The following is a 16945-nucleotide window of genomic DNA, read 5'->3' on the forward strand; positions in this document are numbered from 1 at the left end:
TTATCTTTGATGTTACCCAAATTACAGTATTATGTCACAGCAATCATCATCTCATGACGGCAAACATTTTGTCGTGCAAAAAGGTAAAGCCCAATGCAATCAGGGTGATCAGTTTCCTCAGCATAAAGTAACAGCGCATCAGAAACATTATTGGAACGATTCTGCGGGAAATGCAGACTTTCTCGGTGTTACGGAAGATGACCTGCAGTTTAATCCATCAGGACCAAGTTTCGGCAAATGTAAATTAAAGCCCACAGCAGGCGGTTATTTACCATGTTCTTATGCGCCGGCAGGAAAGTGGAAAAAAACCTACGACAAAGTGAAGATCATGGATAAAAAAACGGTGACTGAAATTTCTGAATTGCAGTGTACTGTTGGCGGACTGATTACCATTAAAGATCATGGACAGCGTGGAGAAATGAGTAAAAAGAATGTCAAAAATGCCGACAACCGAACTGTACAGCACATAAACCCGCTGGTGAAAATGCGGGATTTTAAGGAAACTGCCCTTGAAAATGAAATAGATGCCTATTAAACTTAATACTTAATGTGATGTCTAAAAAAGGAGTTTCAAAAATAAGCGGAAATCCTTCTCCTAAAGTAGGAGAAGCAACAACATATACGGTGACAGACTGGTATCCGGCGACACCACAGAATCAGCGTGTTGAATCTGCAGTAACTTGGGAATTATTCAAAAAAAGGTCAAACGGAAGCTTTACGACGACCAATATCAAAAAAACGGGTGCCGGAATTTTTACTTTTGGGGAAGTGGCCCATAAACATACCTACCGTTTAGAAGCTTATCTCTACGAGCCGGAAGGAATGGGTACATCTACCATTGAAATTACGCCTCAGCCGGTAGCGGTTCCCAGAATAAATAAAGTGGAACTGCAATATGTGGATGATACTCCCGGAACAACCTTCAGTTTCACTGAAAAAATGCGGGCACGCGCTCAGTGCGTAAATTTACAGGGAGAAAAATTGAAGTTTTCACTTTGGGAAGATGATGCAGCCGGTGATGGACATAATGCTAATAATCTCTTAATAGAAACAAAAGAGGCTACCGTAGATCAAACAGGGGTTGCAGTTGCTGAGTTCATGCTGACAAGAGCTTTAATCCAAAAAGCAATGCAGGGGGAAACAGATCCTCAAAAACTTGAATTTTACGTTACTGTAGAATATTTTTCTCATAATAAGCATGCGACAGATAATGTTAATTTAAATAATCCACTCCATAACCAGGCACCGGCTCAACAGCCAAGACCACAGCAGCGTTCTCCTGCTCAGCCTGCACCACCTCCGCAGCCTGCCGGGAATAATAACACTCCGCCCAGAGCTCAAAATTCGCCTGCTGCGGAAAAGCCTCAGTCTAAAAAAGAAGAAAAAGGTATTGTAGAAAGTGTAACCAATTGGTGGAATAATCTTGAATTGTGGGATTGGGGTGAAGCAAAAGGTAAGGCTGAGGCAAAACAGCCTTCCACTCCACAACCTAATGACGGTAAAACAGTAAGTGTGGTTCAGGGATCTTCGGTAGAAGAACTGATGGATGCTTATTTTGCCAAGAAAGAGTATACAAAACAGACCGGAGAAGCGGCCGGAACATTGGAGTACACCATTGGAAGCAACGGAAACCGTACTTCCACAGATGCTGAAAAAACAAGAATTGCCAATATTATTTTAGGGAAGCCGGCTATCAAAGCTTTAGCTTCAAAAAAAGAATACACTACTCTTGAGGCTATAAAAAGTGCTTTAACGAAAGAGGCTTATAATAAAAATGAAAAAATAACTATTCAGACTTTTAAACTGGGAGCTGAATTTAAGAAAGTGAATAGTGCAGCACTGGATTCTAAGCTGTATTTAGTCGCAAGAACTGCCGGATTAAACGGAAAGCAGGCAACGATTACCATTAAAGAAAAAGATGGATTGATAAAAGGCTCACCCGATGCTATTCTGCCGGCTCTTGAAATTACGGAAGCCCAGATGGAGGCAACTGCAGCTTCTTCAGGAGAAGTACAGGGAACAGAGAAAACGCAATTTACCGGAACGATAGAAAACGGTATGGTGAAAATACCGATCCACCTACGACCAAAATCCAATGATGAACTCACCCAATGGAAGGAAAAGTTGGCAAAAGGAAAAGAGGATGGCACCTATACATATAAATTCGGAGGACCTAATAATGTAGCCAATGAAGACGATAAGAAAAGAATTGCACAGATTGTTCTGAATAATGCTAAAAAAGGAAATGCCAATAACACAAAAATTGCAGACGGCAAAACTGCCCATCTGGATGAGATTGTAAAAGTACTGCAGATAAAAGCATATGCTTCAGGTGATACCATAACCTTTAAACTTCATAAAAAAGAAAAAGAATTATTGTATTTGAATGTTAAAGCACAGGGAGAAAAGCAGCATGATAAAAACTTCCTGAAAGCAGAAGGCGCTTATTTTGTTTTGGGCAAAAACTGCTTCTGCAACAGAGATATTACCATTACTGAATTTGAAATTATTCTTAAAAAACTGAGAGAATCTGAAGGCGTATCCAATACAAATTCTGTTTTTTATGCAGATAACTGTAATGTAGACGACAAAACCAATGCAGGATTTCTTGCTCAGCTTAATAAAATATTTAAAGATTTCGAAATCAATACCTGTATCAGAAAAATCCATTTCTTAGCGCAGGTGTATCATGAAAGTGATAAATTCCAGACAACTTTAGAATATGCCAACGGCTCAAAATATGATCCGGGACGTCACGCCGATGCTATTGGAAACGGAAATACAGTGGCAGGAGACGGAGAAAAATACAAAGGAAAAGGACTGATGCAGCTCACCTGGAAGAATAATTACAGTAAATACAAAGCATATTCGGGTGAAGATGTAGTGGCAAGTCCTTTACGGGTTGCAGAAGAACTGGAGTTGGCGGTTAATTCAGCAGCGTGGTTCTGGACTCAGGGTAAAGTATTGGGTAATGGAACGGAATGGACGGTTCCCGATACCAGCTACAGCCAATATGACCACTCAGTAGGAAAGAAATTTCCGAAAACCCAGATTTCAAATACAACACCATCGGGAACAACGAGCTATGCAACCATCAATATGAATCTTTTGGCAGATAAAGATTATATCGATACGATAAGCTGGCTGGTAAACGGTGGTGGAAACGGGAGACAGGAAAGAAGAAATTACCTTAAAGAAATTAAAAAAATATTCGGGTATCCTGAAGATTGCGCTAATACCGAAGCTACAGCAACGGGTGCGGTGACGATAAGACTGACAAGGAAATGGCAGACCGACAATTCCACGATTGGCGAGTTCTCCATAGACAATTCTACCATCTCCGGATATATTCTGGAAGAGAAAGGCCCTGATACCACCGTTTCCGGAATGGAGCAAAGGGTGCCTATAGGAACCTACAAGCTTGAATGGCATTCAGGAACCAAATTTGCAAAAGCTTTAAAGCTGTCCAATGATGTGGTTTCTGCCAGCAGGGCTATACTTATTCATGCCGGAAATACCGCTGCAGATACTGAAGGGTGTCTTCTTCCGGGATCTTCGAAATCTACAGATTTTGTGGGAGGAAGCAGGGATAAACTGAACGAGATTTTCAACTTTGTGGATGAGCAGGGAATTGACGGCGCACAAATAATTATAACCGAAGCGTATGAATAAAGTACTTATCGTCATAATGACACTCTTGATATCCTGTAAAAGCCCATCGCAGGATAAGAAGACAGCTGATCAAAATAATCAGGAAATCCTGCAGCAAGCCTTAAAAGTAAAAGATGAAGAAGAGTTTCTGAAAAATTTTCCAAAGGATTTTCATGCATTTAAAAATACTTTTGGCTGGAACGACAGCAAAAATGCTCCGGCTCTACTGTATAAAGATTCAGACAAATACATTCAGTATTGGTTTTCGCTTTTAAATCAACCGGAATTTAAAAAATATGAACCTGGTATTACATCTATCGCAGAAAACGGAATTTGGGAAGCAGATGGAGTGAACTATTTTCAGGATCAAAGCCTTCAGTATATCAAAAAGAATAATAAATATGATTTGATTAATTCCTTGAGCAACGAGAAGGCCCAAAAAGTACTGGGATTTTTATTTGATGGCCCGGTTTTTAATGATGATCCAGAGTTTATCAATCATTTAAATCCAGAAAAACAGAATATTGTAAAAAATATAGCGGGTAAAAATATCTCGTCGGAAAAAGTAAGAAGCAGTTTTCAGACCTACGAAAATAATGATCGTTACTCTGTAATTTCTTTTGATGTTAATAAGGACGGAGTTGTAGATAAAATCGTAAGCAGTAAGCCTTATCAGGGAAATGATTTATTTCTTTTTTACGGAAATAAAAACGGAAATTATAATCTCGCACTCGAAACGACCAATTTTTCTGAGGACGGAGGGAATATTGTAAAAAATATTATTCCGAATAATGAAGGTAAAGGGTTTACGGTAGCTACCTATTTTCCGGATCGTGGGTATTATGAAACGGAAATGTCTGTTGTGCCGGAAAGTAATTCATGGTTTTTGAAAAAGATTACCTACAAAACAATGTCTGGAGTATCTGAAAATGCAGTGAAATATGTCTGTGAAGTGAATCAGAATATTGATATCACCAAATCCGGATGGACTGCCAAAATAAAACAGATACCCAATGAAAACGATAGGGATAAAAAATGCAGAACTGAAAAACAGGACTTAGCTCAGCAAAAATACTTAATACAAGATCCTGATGGATATACCAATCTTCGAATGGATAAAAATACCTCTTCAAAAATTCTTCAGAAAATAAATTCTGGTGAAAATCTTACTGTTCTCCAGGCTTCCGGTGACTGGTATTTTGTGAAAACCAATGCAGGCAAAAAAGGGTATGTGCATAAAAGCAGATTGAAAAAGGAATAATTATTTCCCGAAATAAAAATACTTGCCAAAATTATCCTATTTTTAGGTATTGAATTGGCATCAGTATTGATGAAATCAATCCCATTGAAAAGTAAGACTTTTATGATTAGAAAAAACTTTATAGGCTTATACCTTTTGGCTGGTTTAGCGGCCTTGTCGTGTAACAAAAACGAGTCTAAAACAAAAATATCCATAAAAGATTCATCGGTTGTTGCCCAATCCGAAAAACCTGTTTCGGAAAGTAGTCAGAAAGAAAATGATCAAAAACCCGATAACGAAGTCGCAGACAGTACAAATACTGACAAGCCGAAAACAGCCGTCTCCAAAAAGTCAATAGAAGGAAAATATGTGGCGACCACCTGTGATGGCGGAAGGTTTTCAATGGAATTTAAAAATGTTGACGGCAAACCGACATTTAAGATTTATGATAAATCAAAAATCATTGCTGCCGGAAATGTCTCTACAGAAACGGATGAGAAAACGGGCGAGATTAGCTCCGTGACTATCGGGGAAATCGGAGGTCTTTATGAAGGAGACAAAATCGTCATTCAGAATTACGGAAATGCGATGAATGAATTTGAGCATTTTACGCAATGTGGTGACAAGTATCTCGAATTCAGTAAACGATAGAATTCTAAAGAAAGATTTATCAATTTCATATTAGTAAATTATTTGAAAAGTGAAATTTTTGCTCTAATTTAGGGTATACCAAAAACAAAATTTATGATGGTTCATTTCATACTTTTTGGCGAAACGCTGGAAAGCATATCTGAAGAAATTCATCTTGAAAACCCGAAATACCTTAAAGAATTTCACAACAGGCATTGTGCAAAAGGCGATCTTATAGATCATCAGCTGGTTCCCGGAAAAAAACTTTTTATTCCTGATACAGATACCGTTAAACGATACAACAGCAGAAACGATGCCCCTTTTAAACATCCGAAATTAAATCCTGAAATTCCTTTTAATCCTGAAAATTTCAGCAGAATCTACTCGGTAAAGAATATAGAGCGGGAAGAAAATGAATCGAGCAGGAAATCCAATCAATTAACGTATACGGTTTCTGTTAAATGGATCAGAATTGAGGAAAATACCCACGTTTTTCACCTTTTCAAAAACAATTTTTCCGAAGAAAACAGCAGTAAGATGGCTTATCTGGCTTCAGAATCTATCAAAGCACTGAATCCGATTGAAGTAACGACGGATGGAAAAGGTGAAGTGATTAAAGTAGGCCTTACTGAACATACCATAAAAAATTTTCACGCAATTAAAGAGCGGTTATTTGATTTTTTTCCGGATCAATATGCTAAAATCTACCTTGATGAATTTGAATTTGCTGTCCTGAACGAAGATGTTTTCGACGCAAGAATGAAAGAAGATATTTTTATTAAAAATTATTTTCCTGCCCTTAGAAACGGTTTTATAAACGGAACATCTCATCTTCGGCAATCTATCGGGGAAAATAACAACAAAGTCGATCTTCAGCAGAAAGTTAAAAATTCTGATTATAAGGAAGAAATTACGCTTTTACAGCAGTTAAATTCTGATGATAGCAACAAAAATTTCAATGGAAGCTATACTCTTTATTGGAGTTCCGGAATGGTGAAATCTATTGAAATTCAAAGCAGTATTTCTCAATTTGGTGTAAAGTATTCTAATTTATTCTTAGTTGAAGAACTTGCGTAAACGTAATCTGGCAGGCAATATTAAGAGATTGTTAACTCAAAAGTCGTAGAATTACGACATCAAATCGTAGAACTACTACAAAAAATAAAATTTATACTTAAAAATTTTCAGAATAAAAATAACCCCTTTATCTTTGTCCTACAATCACTGAATCACAAAATATTATTAACGATTAAAATTTACCTATCATGGCAGCAAATTCAAGAGGAATCTTAAAATTCAACGGCGGCGAAGGGCAGAAATTATTAAAGCTGAACTACAGCGTATCAAGATCTACAGACGTATCAGGTAGAGTAGCATCAGATCCTTCAAACGCGATCATTAAACTTACAGTAGAAGCTACTGAAAAATCAGACATCTTAGAAAGTCTATTAAACGGGAAGTATAAGCCGACACAAGGAGAAATTACTTTCAACAAATCTCACGAAGAAGGTACTTTAATTACTTTAAACTGGGAAAACGGCTATGTAATCCAGCATGAGGTAGATTTCGATGCAGTAGATGAAAACTCAATGCTAATCAGCTTTGTTGTTAGCGCAGAGAAAATCAACTATGGTAATTCTGCTTACGAAGGTCTATGGCCATCATCTTAAGATTTTACAATCATCAACATTCATAATGAAAGACTGTCCTTCAGAGGGATAGTCTTTTTTGCCTCACCTATACCTAAGGAATAATTTTAAGATAAATTTTAGTATATGGTATTGATACATAATATATTAAATTATAAATGCATGTTTGAATAATTTTTTTTAACTTTAACCTTACACAATCACAAAATTATGTCAATTACACCTGAAAATAAGCGAGAGACTGGATTCCGTCCCGTTGCGACGAGTGATGGGGTTTCAGCAACTCATCATTCTGGGATCAACCGTCTGGTGAAACTTTCCTTGGTTATTGAAGGAAAGGTCATTAAATATTATAAACATTTTAAGCTGACCCAAAGTGCAAGACGTCATCACGAATTCAGTGTAACACTGGCTCACGATGCTTTGGAAGACCGGCAGACCCATACCTTGGAAGAAGCCAATAAATTTCTTGGAAAACGCTTAACCGTCGTCATTTCTTACAAGGACATCGAAAACAGTCCTGAAAGAAGTTTTGTGGGAGTCATCACAGGCGTAGGCTTCAGCCAGGAAAAAATGAGCCTTGGAAATATTGTCTTAACAGGATACAGCCCGACCATTTTGCTGGACGGAGCCCCGCATATTCAGAGCTTTGGAGGCGGATCTTCTGTAAACATGGGGATTATTGCCAATGAAGTTATCAGACAGGGGATAGATATAAGCCGATTTGATGTTCGGGTGGATACGAATGATTATTCTCAGATTATTTACAGCAGTCAGTACGACGAAACGCATTACAACTACCTGGCAAGAATGGCAGAAGCGTATGGCGAGCAGTTTTATTATGATGGTGAAGTATTGCATTTCGGAAAGCTCCCACCTCAGAATAAACCGATCAGATTAACGTATGGAAGCAGTGCGAATGATATTAAAGTAGAATTAAAGGCAGTCCATACCAAACCTCAGTTTTACGGCTACAACAGCAGCAAAAATGAAAGGCTTACTTCGGGAGACACGCCTATCCGCCATGTAAGTGATTTAGCCAAAACAGCTTACGCCCACAATGATAAAATTTATAAAACACCGGCTTTACAGGTCGCACCGATAAAAGCTTTTACACATTTAGACATAGAATATTCCCAGAAAAGCAGCTCAGGCAGTGAAGCGGTGAATGTATTTTCATTATCAGGAAATACAACGGTTCCTTTCCTGCATCCTGGCTGCGTGGTGGATGTTCAGATGAGAAAACAGGACAGCAACGAGTCTGATTATTTCACAAGAATCATGATCACGGAAGTATCTCATGAAGTCGATGCAATTGGTCATTATACCGGCAGTTTTGAAGGAATTGCTTCGGATACGGGATTTTTACCCAAACCTGAATTTAAAACACCGAAGGCAGAGCCGCAGATTGCAACAGTCATTTCCAATGCCGATCCTGAAGGTCAGGGAAGAATTCAGGTAAGATTCGACTGGCAGACCAACGATACGACCCATTTTATCAGAATGATGAGTCCTGACGCGGGGGGAACAGATCAGGTTACCCAAAACAGAGGGTATGTGGCGATTCCTGAAGTGGGAGACCAGGTGATGGTTAATTTTGTTCACAGTCATCCTGACAGACCTTTTGTAATGGGCGGGATGTTTCATGGCGGAACCGCTTTGGGTGGATTTGCAGATAACCGAGTAAAATCAATCATGACAAGAAGCGGACATAAAGTGGTTTTTACGGAGGATGAAAGCATCATCATTACGGATAAATCAGGTAATGAAATTCATCTGGATACAACGGGAAGCAATATTACAATCACGGCTCCTGAGACCATGACTTTGAACTGTAAGAATATGAATATCAATGTGGGAGAGAATATGACAACTTCGGTGGGAATGAATAAATCGGATACTATCGGAATGAATAATTCTCAAAGTGTGGGAGCGATGAAAATGACCACCGTGATGGGAGATACGAGTATGTTTATTACGGGTAAGCTGACGGAGATGATTGAGGGGGACGCGGTAAGTGAAGTGAAAAAGGGAAAAACGGTTATTAATTCCGATCAGGGTATTGAAACTACTTCCAATGCTTCTATTACAAAGCATGCCCAAAATGAGGTTCAGAACAACAGTGGAGAAATGAGTAAAAATCATTAGTCATGTCAAGAACGAGAATAGTAAAAGGTAAAATTTTTGAAGCGGTAGAGCAGGATTACACTATCTATTCTGAAAGTGATATTATCGACAGCTCGGCAGAAATTGTTTCAGAAAAAGGGGCAGAAAAGGGAGTGAGCTATGGTACGCCTTCTAAACCTTCAGCAGGAGAAATTAAGGCGAAATGTTTGGTTCAGTTCAGACCGCATGATCAATATATGAATACTCCTGATTTTGGTTTTGACTGGCTTCGTCAGGGCGATTCGGGACAGAAAGGTGACGAATGGTTCGGAGCTATTATGGGAAGATATTTTGAGGAAAGCACTTTTGTTACGCCTTTTCAGAATACCAATGGCTGGACTGCAGATAAGATAAGTAATCCGGATGGCTATTTCAAGAAAGAACTAAGCATGTATGATAAAAAACTGAAAAGCTACAAGAGTTTTTCAGTGATTTGGAAAAAAGTAAACAAAAAGCCTTACTTATATCCTATCCCGACATTAACTTTATTTAAAGGCAAGTCTGCGTTATTTACGCTTAAAATTGAAATTCAGGAAAAACCAAAAAAACTGACTCTTGAGTTTAAAGAAAAAGATGCGGAGAAATATTTAAGCTTGAATCTAAAAGAAATAGGGGATGTTAAAAAAGGAAAATACAGCAAGTACAATTATCTGAAAATTACATGTAAGGAAGCTTTCTCAAAAGAGCAGATTCTTTATGTAAAAGCTGATGACGAGATTTGCGGGGCATTGAGAATTCATCCCAACGATACTGCTGTGGTCAAAAAGATAAATGTTGTTATTGTAAAGGTAAAAACCGATGCCAACGGCAGTCCTGTCATTGGAAAGCCTGCAACGGGAGGGAAAGCTTTTTTTTCTCAATGCATGTCTCAGGCTTTGGTGTCGGTTTCGATGACGGAAGAAATTTTAGACTGTACAGGAAATTTTCTTTTTAATAAATTTAAAAGTAATTTCTGCACCAGTGTAGGAGGTGTTTTCACAGTCACTAAAAGCAATGGTTTGCGGGAATATCTGGAAGATAAAGTAAAAAGCCAATTTGGGAATAAATACGATAATCATTACAGGCTCTATTTCATCGGTGAAAGTGGCAATTGGAATGGTTTTGCGTATGGAAATTCTAAATTCGGCGTGTATTTTAAAACACATAACAAGGCAACCATAGCCCACGAGACCATGCATGCCATGAATCTTCCCCACACATTTGCGAGTATATCCCAGGGGACAATGCCTGCAAAATATACATATCAGGCAAAAAAAACCAATAATATTATGGATTACAGCCATTTGGCGGGGATAGAAAGATTCTGTTCCTACTATTGGCATTGGAAAATTCTAAATAGTAAGATTAATTAAGCATTATGAGGTATTTGTTTATATTATTATTTTCAATATTTCTTTCCTGCGACGGTCAGAGTCAGGGAAAAAAAAGCAATCAAGAAAAATCGGGTATGAGAGAAAAAATTGACAGTGAACTGGCGGTGAAATTTGAGAAAGATTCAGATTTTTTATACCAATTGCCTAATGGAAATGAAATTTATATGATGGAAAATCCAAAAGGAAATAATGTAGGGCTACAATATGAGAGGGAGCCTGCTCCGTCATTTTTTACAGTGTATAAAGAATTTTACCCGGACGGTTTTATTAAAAAGAAAGAAACCCGTTTTGGGCAGTATACCAATGTAGGGATTTCTGAATATTACGATGAAAAAGGAAATGTGGAGAAAAAAAATGAGGAGGAAAAGTTTGGAAAAATAAAACCTTCAGATGTTTTAAAGATTCTGGACAAAAAAAAGCTGATTAATATTTCTACAGGTGAAGGAAGATTAAGTGAAAATGGAACCGAGGCTTTTACCGTAAAGTACGACGAAAGTAAGCATGAATATACGGTCACTATGCAAAACGGAAAACCCAACAAAAATCCCGAATTTGGAATTGGAGAACCGCCTGCCTTTTTACCGGTAACGTATATCATCAATGGCGAAACGGGCGAGGTGAAAGAACAATAAAGTAATCTTAAAAGTATTACGAGCGCTAAAGAATTATTATATTTAGAAAATTAAATAAACATCAGATAAAATAAAAAGGCAGAAGGCAGGAGTTGTGTATCAAAACAATTTAGCCTGTTTTTTGCTGTAAGATAGAACGAATTATAAACACAATTTATTAATATAAGAAAATTATAAATGGGAGTACTAGTAACCAACGAAACCGTAAAACAGCTTTTTCATATTGCACAGTCTATAGCGAGGGAAAATTATAACGGAACCTACGGCGCACCGCATATTTTGCAGGCATTAATGCATAAAGATATCGGGCTTAATGAGTTTTTAAAAAGCATTGATAAAGATCCGGGATATTTCTACGAATGGGCAGATGTACGAATAGAAGAGTATCCGAAAACTTCCCACCTTCCCGATGAAGTGGGTGAAGATGAGATGGTGGATAATATTGTGGAAGAAGCCGACGATATCCGTTTAAAATTAGGATTGGACGAAATTACACCGATCTGTATTTTAACTGCCATCGTAAAACCGCAGGTTGCTTTTTCTTTACAGCAGCTTAAATCTCTCCCGCTCAGAGAGCATGAGATATTCAATTTATACAGAAAAGATACGCCTTATGCAACTTCAGATAACGGAGAGTTTTCTTCTATTTTCTCCAATGGTGCAGATTATTCGGATCAGTCTTTTCCTTCCATTAAAAATTATTGTGTAGACAGAACCGCACAGGCAAGAAAAGGAGATCTGGAAAACATTATCGGAAGAGATAAGGAACTGAGAATGTTGGTTGAAATTCTTTGCCGAAGAAGTAAACCCAACGTAATTATTATCGGAGAACCCGGAGTTGGGAAAACTGCATTGGTAGAAGGATTCGCAATAGAAATTACCAAAGGAAACGTTCCTGAAATGCTGAAAAACGGGACATTGTTGGAACTGGATACCGGAGCTTTATTAGCCGGAACTTCTTACAAAGGTGAAATCGAAGACCGCTTGAAGAAAGTAATCAATGAATGCAAAAAAATTGAAAAAGCTATTCTTTTTATTGATGAAATTCACACGCTTTTAGATCCAAAAGGAAGCATCGGAAACGTAGCAAATTTATTAAAACCTGAATTGGCAAGAGGTGAAATCACCGTAATCGGAGCGACCACTCAGGAAGAATATAGAAAAATTATTGAACCGGAACAGGCTTTTAACCGTCGCTTTGAAGTATTGACGGTAAATGAACCGGACGAAAAAACGTGCGTGAAAATGATCGACGTTTTATTGGAGGGCTACAAAAAACACCACGGCATTGAAGTCGAAAAAGCAGCCCTTCCGGAATGTGTCCGTTTGGCAAAAAGATATGCAAAAGGGAAGAAATTACCCGATGCGGCTATCGATTTATTAGACAGAACAATGGCTGCTATTAAAATGCTGGATGAGCTTTCTGAAAAAGAACTGGAAAGCTGGAAAACAAGATACGACGAAATTCTACAGGAAGAATTTTTTGACGAAAAAGATAAAGCAGATGAACTGATCTGGACGTACAACTTATTAAGAGATAAAATCAGTCCGATTTTGTGGGGCTCTTTGAGTGAGCAGCCGCAGATTGACAATTCAATGCCTGTTGATGCGATTCAGAAAATTATTGAAGATACTTACGCAGAGCTTTTGCAACACGCAGCGGTAAAGAGAGAAAAAGTAGACCGCTTGGAATTAGCGGCTGTAATGGCGGCAAAAACAAATATTCCGATCGGGAAAATTCAGGCTCAGGAAAAAGAGAAATTGCTGAATATGGAAGGGCTTTTAATGAACAGAGTAGTAGGCCAGGATCATGCTTTGAAAATTCTTTCCGATGCAATTGTTGAAAACCGAAGCGGATTAAACAAACCGGGACAGCCTATCGGCTCCTTCTTCCTTCTAGGTCCAACGGGAACTGGAAAAACGGAGTTGGCAAAATCTATGGCGGAATTGCTTTTCAATGATGAAAAAGCGATGGTTCGTTTCGATATGTCTGAGTTTAAAGAAGAACATTCAGCGGCACTTTTATATGGTGCGCCTCCGGGATATGTCGGGTATGAAGAAGGGGGGATGTTGGTAAATAAAATCAGACAACAGCCTTATACGGTAGTTTTGTTTGATGAAATTGAAAAAGCGCATCACTCGGTTTTTGATGTCTTTTTACAGATCATGGACGAAGGAAAAGTGCATGATAAGCTTGGAAAAGAAGGAGATTTCAGCAATGCCTTAATCTTATTTACATCAAATATCGGAAGCGAGGAAATTGTAAAGCAGTTTGAGGAAGGAAAGATCCCTGAATCAAATTCACTGATGCAGATTATGTCGAATTCAGGACGTTTCAGACCGGAATTTTTGGCAAGAATCACGGAAATTATTCCTTTTGCGCCAATCACTGAATCTATTGCAGAGAGAATCTTTAATATTCAGCTAAAATCACTTCATACTTCTTTAACGAGATTGGGAATGAGCTTAAAAATTTCCGATGAGGCGGTAAAAAATTTAGCTTTAGGAGGATTCAGCAGCAAATACGGAGCAAGACAGATTTCCGGAGTGATACGATCTCAGCTGGCAAGACCGATCTCGAAAATGATTGTAAGAGAAGAAGTAAAATCCGGACAGACCATCCATGTAGACTGGAATTCTGAAGAAGAAAAGTTAACCTGGAGAGTAGAATAATAAATGTTAAATCGTAAAAAGGCTGATGTGAATTGAGCAGTTTTACGATTTAACTGTTTTTACCATAAAAAATAAATGAAACCAAATTTCAAAAATATCTTATTAACGACAGTTTTGTTACTGTGTTCTCATGGGATGAGTGCACAGTTTCTTACGGCTTCTGATACGTCGGAAAGCAGTGTAAAAAGATATAAAAGTATCATTAATGCCAATAAGGAAATTGTAAATTTTATAGAATATTCCTTGGTAGAAAGAGGATTGCCCCGTCACCTGAGAAATTTAGCGTTAATAGAATCTCATTTTGACAGGAAGATTACCTCCGGCGCAGGAGCTGTGGGAGTATGGCAGTTTATGACTGCCCATGCCAATCAGTATGGACTCACTGATCAAAACCGTACTGATATTTATAAAAGTACCAAAACCGCAACGATTTCTTTAACGAATTTGTACAAAAAATACAACAATTGGGTGACGGTGGTCGCTGCCTATAACTGTGGTGAAGGCAATATCGCCAAAGCAATGACAGCTGCCGGATCCTCACAATATCATATTTTTTCTAAATATCTTCCGGCAGAAACCATCAATCATGTCAAAAAATATCTGAATGCCTGCTATGCAACAGGAGAGCTGCAAAGTGTTTTGAGTAATTATAATTCATCCAGAATGAATACTGTCTTTTTTGTGAACGGAGGCAGCGGAAAAGACAATTCTCAGTTGGCAGAAACAGATATTAATGCAGGTTTTAATCTGAATATTATTGCAGAGGAACTTAAAGTAGATATCAATAAGTTACTTTCCTGGAATCCGGGAATTGATGAGGAACTTCAGCAGAAAGGGGAAAGTACACTCTATCTTCCCACAGATCTGATGCCTGACTTTTTATTAAGAAAAAACAAAATACTGTCAAGATCAATAAAAGAAGGAAATACACAAGGTACTAAACCTTAATACACTAAGCGATCATGTTTAACCTTTCCAAATCACACAGGTAATATGAAAACAGAATCACAAAATATACAAAATTCATCATTCCGTCCCAGTACGATGAGTGATGGAGTTTCAGCGACTCATCATTCTGGGATCAACCGTCTGGTGAAACTTTCCTTGGTTATTGAAGGAAAGGTTATTAAATATTACAAACATTTTAAGCTGACCCAAAGTGCAAGACGTCATCACGAATTCAGTGTAACACTGGCTCACGATGCTTTGGAAGACCGGCAGACCCATACCTTGGAAGAAGCCAATAAATTTCTTGGAAAACGCTTAACCGTCGTCATTTCTTACAAGGACATCGAAAACAGTCCTGAAAGAAGTTTTGTGGGAGTCATCACAGGCGTAGGCTTCAGCCAGGAAAAAATGAGCCTTGGAAATATTGTCTTAACAGGATACAGCCCGACCATTTTGCTGGACGGAGCCCCGCATATTCAGAGCTTTGGAGGCGGATCTTCTGTAAACATGGGGATTATTGCCAATGAAGTTATCAGACAGGGGATAGATATAAGCCGATTTGATGTTCGGGTGGATACGAATGATTATTCTCAGATTATTTACAGCAGTCAGTACGACGAAACGCATTACAACTACCTGGCAAGAATGGCAGAAGCGTATGGCGAGCAGTTTTATTATGATGGTGAAGTATTGCATTTCGGAAAGCTCCCACCTCAGAATAAACCGATCAGATTAACGTATGGAAGCAGTGCGAATGATATTAAAGTAGAATTAAAGGCAGTCCATACCAAACCTCAGTTTTACGGCTACAACAGCAGCAAAAATGAAAGGCTGACTTCGGGAGAAACGCCTATCCGCCATGTAAGTGATTTAGCCAAAACAGCTTACGCCCACAATGATAAAATTTATAAAACACCGGCTTTACAGGTCGCACCGATAAAAGCTTCTACCCATTTAGACATAGAATATTCCCAGAAAAGCAGCTCAGGCAGTGAAGCGGTGAATGTATTTTCATTATCAGGAAATACAACGGTTCCTTTCCTGCATCCTGGCTGCGTGGTGGATGTTCAGATGAGAAAACAGGACAGCAACGAGTCTGATTATTTCACAAGAATCATGATCACGGAAGTATCTCATGAAGTCGATGCAATTGGTCATTATACCGGCAGTTTTGAAGGAATTGCTTCGGATACGGGATTTTTACCCAAACCTGAATTTAAAACACCGAAGGCAGAGCCGCAGATTGCAACAGTCATTTCCAATGCCGATCCTGAAGGTCAGGGAAGAATTCAGGTAAGATTCGACTGGCAGACCAACGATACGACCCATTTTATCAGAATGATGAGTCCTGACGCGGGGGGAACAGATCAGGTTACCCAAAACAGAGGGTATGTGGCGATTCCTGAAGTGGGAGACCAGGTGATGGTTAATTTTGTTCACAGTCATCCTGACAGACCTTTTGTAATGGGCGGGATGTTTCATGGCGGAACCGCTTTGGGTGGATTTGCAGATAACCGAGTAAAATCAATCATGACAAGAAGCGGACATAAAGTGGTTTTTACGGAGGATGAAAGCATCATCATTACGGATAAATCAGGTAATGAAATTCATCTGGATACAACGGGAAGCAATATTACAATCACGGCTCCTGAGACCATGACTTTGAACTGTAAGAATATGAATATCAATGTGGGAGAGAATATGACAACTTCGGTGGGAATGAATAAATCGGATACTATCGGAATGAATAATTCTCAAAGTGTGGGAGCGATGAAAATGACCACCGTGATGGGAGATACGAGTATGTTTATTACGGGTAAGCTGACGGAGATGATTGAGGGGGACGCGGTAAGTGAAGTGAAAAAGGGAAAAACGGTTATTAATTCCGATCAGGGTATTGAAACTACTTCCAATGCTTCTATTACAAAGCATGCCCAAAATGAGGTTCAGAACAACAGTGGAGAAATGAGTAAAAATCATTAG

Annotated in this window: 12 protein-coding genes; all 12 read left to right on the forward strand. The window is 38.6% G+C overall.

Annotated features, from left to right (window positions below; genetic code table 11):
* The first annotated feature begins 31 nt into the window (after window positions 1-31).
* Complete coding sequence (locus BUA89_RS00605) at window positions 32-535, forward strand: DUF4280 domain-containing protein (protein ID WP_072952690.1); 504 nt, start codon at window positions 32-34, stop codon at window positions 533-535.
* 17 nt (window positions 536-552) lie between these two features.
* Window positions 553-3672, forward strand: coding sequence for a DUF5675 family protein (locus tag BUA89_RS00610; protein ID WP_072952691.1), 3120 nt, complete (start codon window positions 553-555; stop codon window positions 3670-3672).
* Window positions 3665-4912 carry an SH3 domain-containing protein gene (locus tag BUA89_RS00615; protein WP_072952692.1) on the forward strand — a complete coding sequence of 416 codons (1248 nt, stop codon included), beginning with the start codon at window positions 3665-3667 and terminating at the stop codon, window positions 4910-4912. Before BUA89_RS00610 ends, BUA89_RS00615 begins: the two co-directional genes overlap by 8 nt.
* 102 nt (window positions 4913-5014) lie before the next feature.
* Window positions 5015-5542: a hypothetical protein gene (locus BUA89_RS00620; protein ID WP_143152232.1), complete on the forward strand. Its 528-nt coding sequence runs from the start codon at window positions 5015-5017 to the stop codon at window positions 5540-5542.
* A 93-nt stretch (window positions 5543-5635) separates the two neighbouring features.
* On the forward strand, window positions 5636-6598 hold the full coding sequence (locus BUA89_RS00625; protein WP_072952694.1) for a hypothetical protein: 963 nt from the start codon (window positions 5636-5638) through the stop codon (window positions 6596-6598).
* Window positions 6599-6786: 188 nt separating this feature from the next.
* Window positions 6787-7191 carry a type VI secretion system tube protein TssD gene (gene tssD / locus BUA89_RS00630; RefSeq protein WP_072952695.1) on the forward strand — a complete coding sequence of 135 codons (405 nt, stop codon included), beginning with the start codon at window positions 6787-6789 and terminating at the stop codon, window positions 7189-7191.
* A gap of 189 nt (window positions 7192-7380) precedes the next feature.
* A complete protein-coding gene (locus tag BUA89_RS00635; RefSeq protein ID WP_072952696.1) occupies window positions 7381-9318 on the forward strand; it encodes a type VI secretion system Vgr family protein in 1938 nt (645 codons plus the stop codon).
* A gap of 2 nt (window positions 9319-9320) precedes the next feature.
* The gene (locus tag BUA89_RS00640; protein WP_072952697.1) at window positions 9321-10688 is read left to right on the forward strand and encodes a zinc metalloprotease; all 1368 of its coding nucleotides are present in this window, start codon (window positions 9321-9323) and stop codon (window positions 10686-10688) included.
* Between the two features lie 95 nt (window positions 10689-10783).
* Complete coding sequence (locus tag BUA89_RS00645; RefSeq protein ID WP_143152234.1) at window positions 10784-11341, forward strand: hypothetical protein; 558 nt, start codon at window positions 10784-10786, stop codon at window positions 11339-11341.
* Window positions 11342-11518: 177 nt separating this feature from the next.
* Window positions 11519-14014: an ATP-dependent Clp protease ATP-binding subunit gene (locus BUA89_RS00650; protein WP_072952699.1), complete on the forward strand. Its 2496-nt coding sequence runs from the start codon at window positions 11519-11521 to the stop codon at window positions 14012-14014.
* Window positions 14015-14089: 75 nt separating this feature from the next.
* The gene (locus BUA89_RS00655; protein WP_072952700.1) at window positions 14090-14962 is read left to right on the forward strand and encodes a lytic transglycosylase domain-containing protein; all 873 of its coding nucleotides are present in this window, start codon (window positions 14090-14092) and stop codon (window positions 14960-14962) included.
* A 45-nt stretch (window positions 14963-15007) separates the two neighbouring features.
* Window positions 15008-16945, forward strand: coding sequence for a type VI secretion system Vgr family protein (locus tag BUA89_RS00660; protein ID WP_072952701.1), 1938 nt, complete (start codon window positions 15008-15010; stop codon window positions 16943-16945).

This window comes from Chryseobacterium arachidis (assembly GCF_900129245.1).
Lineage (GTDB): Bacteria > Bacteroidota > Bacteroidia > Flavobacteriales > Weeksellaceae > Chryseobacterium > Chryseobacterium arachidis.

Excerpts from the sequence above, each read along its gene's own strand:
- BUA89_RS00605 (WP_072952690.1), top strand. The coding sequence starts at position 32 with ATGTCACAGCAATCATCATCTCATGACGGCAAACATTTTGTCGTGCAA.
- BUA89_RS00610 (WP_072952691.1), top strand. The coding sequence starts at position 553 with ATGTCTAAAAAAGGAGTTTCAAAAATAAGCGGAAATCCTTCTCCTAAA.
- BUA89_RS00615 (WP_072952692.1), top strand. The coding sequence starts at position 3,665 with ATGAATAAAGTACTTATCGTCATAATGACACTCTTGATATCCTGTAAA.
- BUA89_RS00620 (WP_143152232.1), top strand. The coding sequence starts at position 5,015 with ATGATTAGAAAAAACTTTATAGGCTTATACCTTTTGGCTGGTTTAGCG.
- BUA89_RS00625 (WP_072952694.1), top strand. The coding sequence starts at position 5,636 with ATGATGGTTCATTTCATACTTTTTGGCGAAACGCTGGAAAGCATATCT.
- tssD (WP_072952695.1), top strand. The coding sequence starts at position 6,787 with ATGGCAGCAAATTCAAGAGGAATCTTAAAATTCAACGGCGGCGAAGGG.
- BUA89_RS00635 (WP_072952696.1), top strand. The coding sequence starts at position 7,381 with ATGTCAATTACACCTGAAAATAAGCGAGAGACTGGATTCCGTCCCGTT.
- BUA89_RS00640 (WP_072952697.1), top strand. The coding sequence starts at position 9,321 with ATGTCAAGAACGAGAATAGTAAAAGGTAAAATTTTTGAAGCGGTAGAG.
- BUA89_RS00645 (WP_143152234.1), top strand. The coding sequence starts at position 10,784 with ATGAGAGAAAAAATTGACAGTGAACTGGCGGTGAAATTTGAGAAAGAT.
- BUA89_RS00650 (WP_072952699.1), top strand. The coding sequence starts at position 11,519 with ATGGGAGTACTAGTAACCAACGAAACCGTAAAACAGCTTTTTCATATT.
- BUA89_RS00655 (WP_072952700.1), top strand. The coding sequence starts at position 14,090 with ATGAAACCAAATTTCAAAAATATCTTATTAACGACAGTTTTGTTACTG.
- BUA89_RS00660 (WP_072952701.1), top strand. The coding sequence starts at position 15,008 with ATGAAAACAGAATCACAAAATATACAAAATTCATCATTCCGTCCCAGT.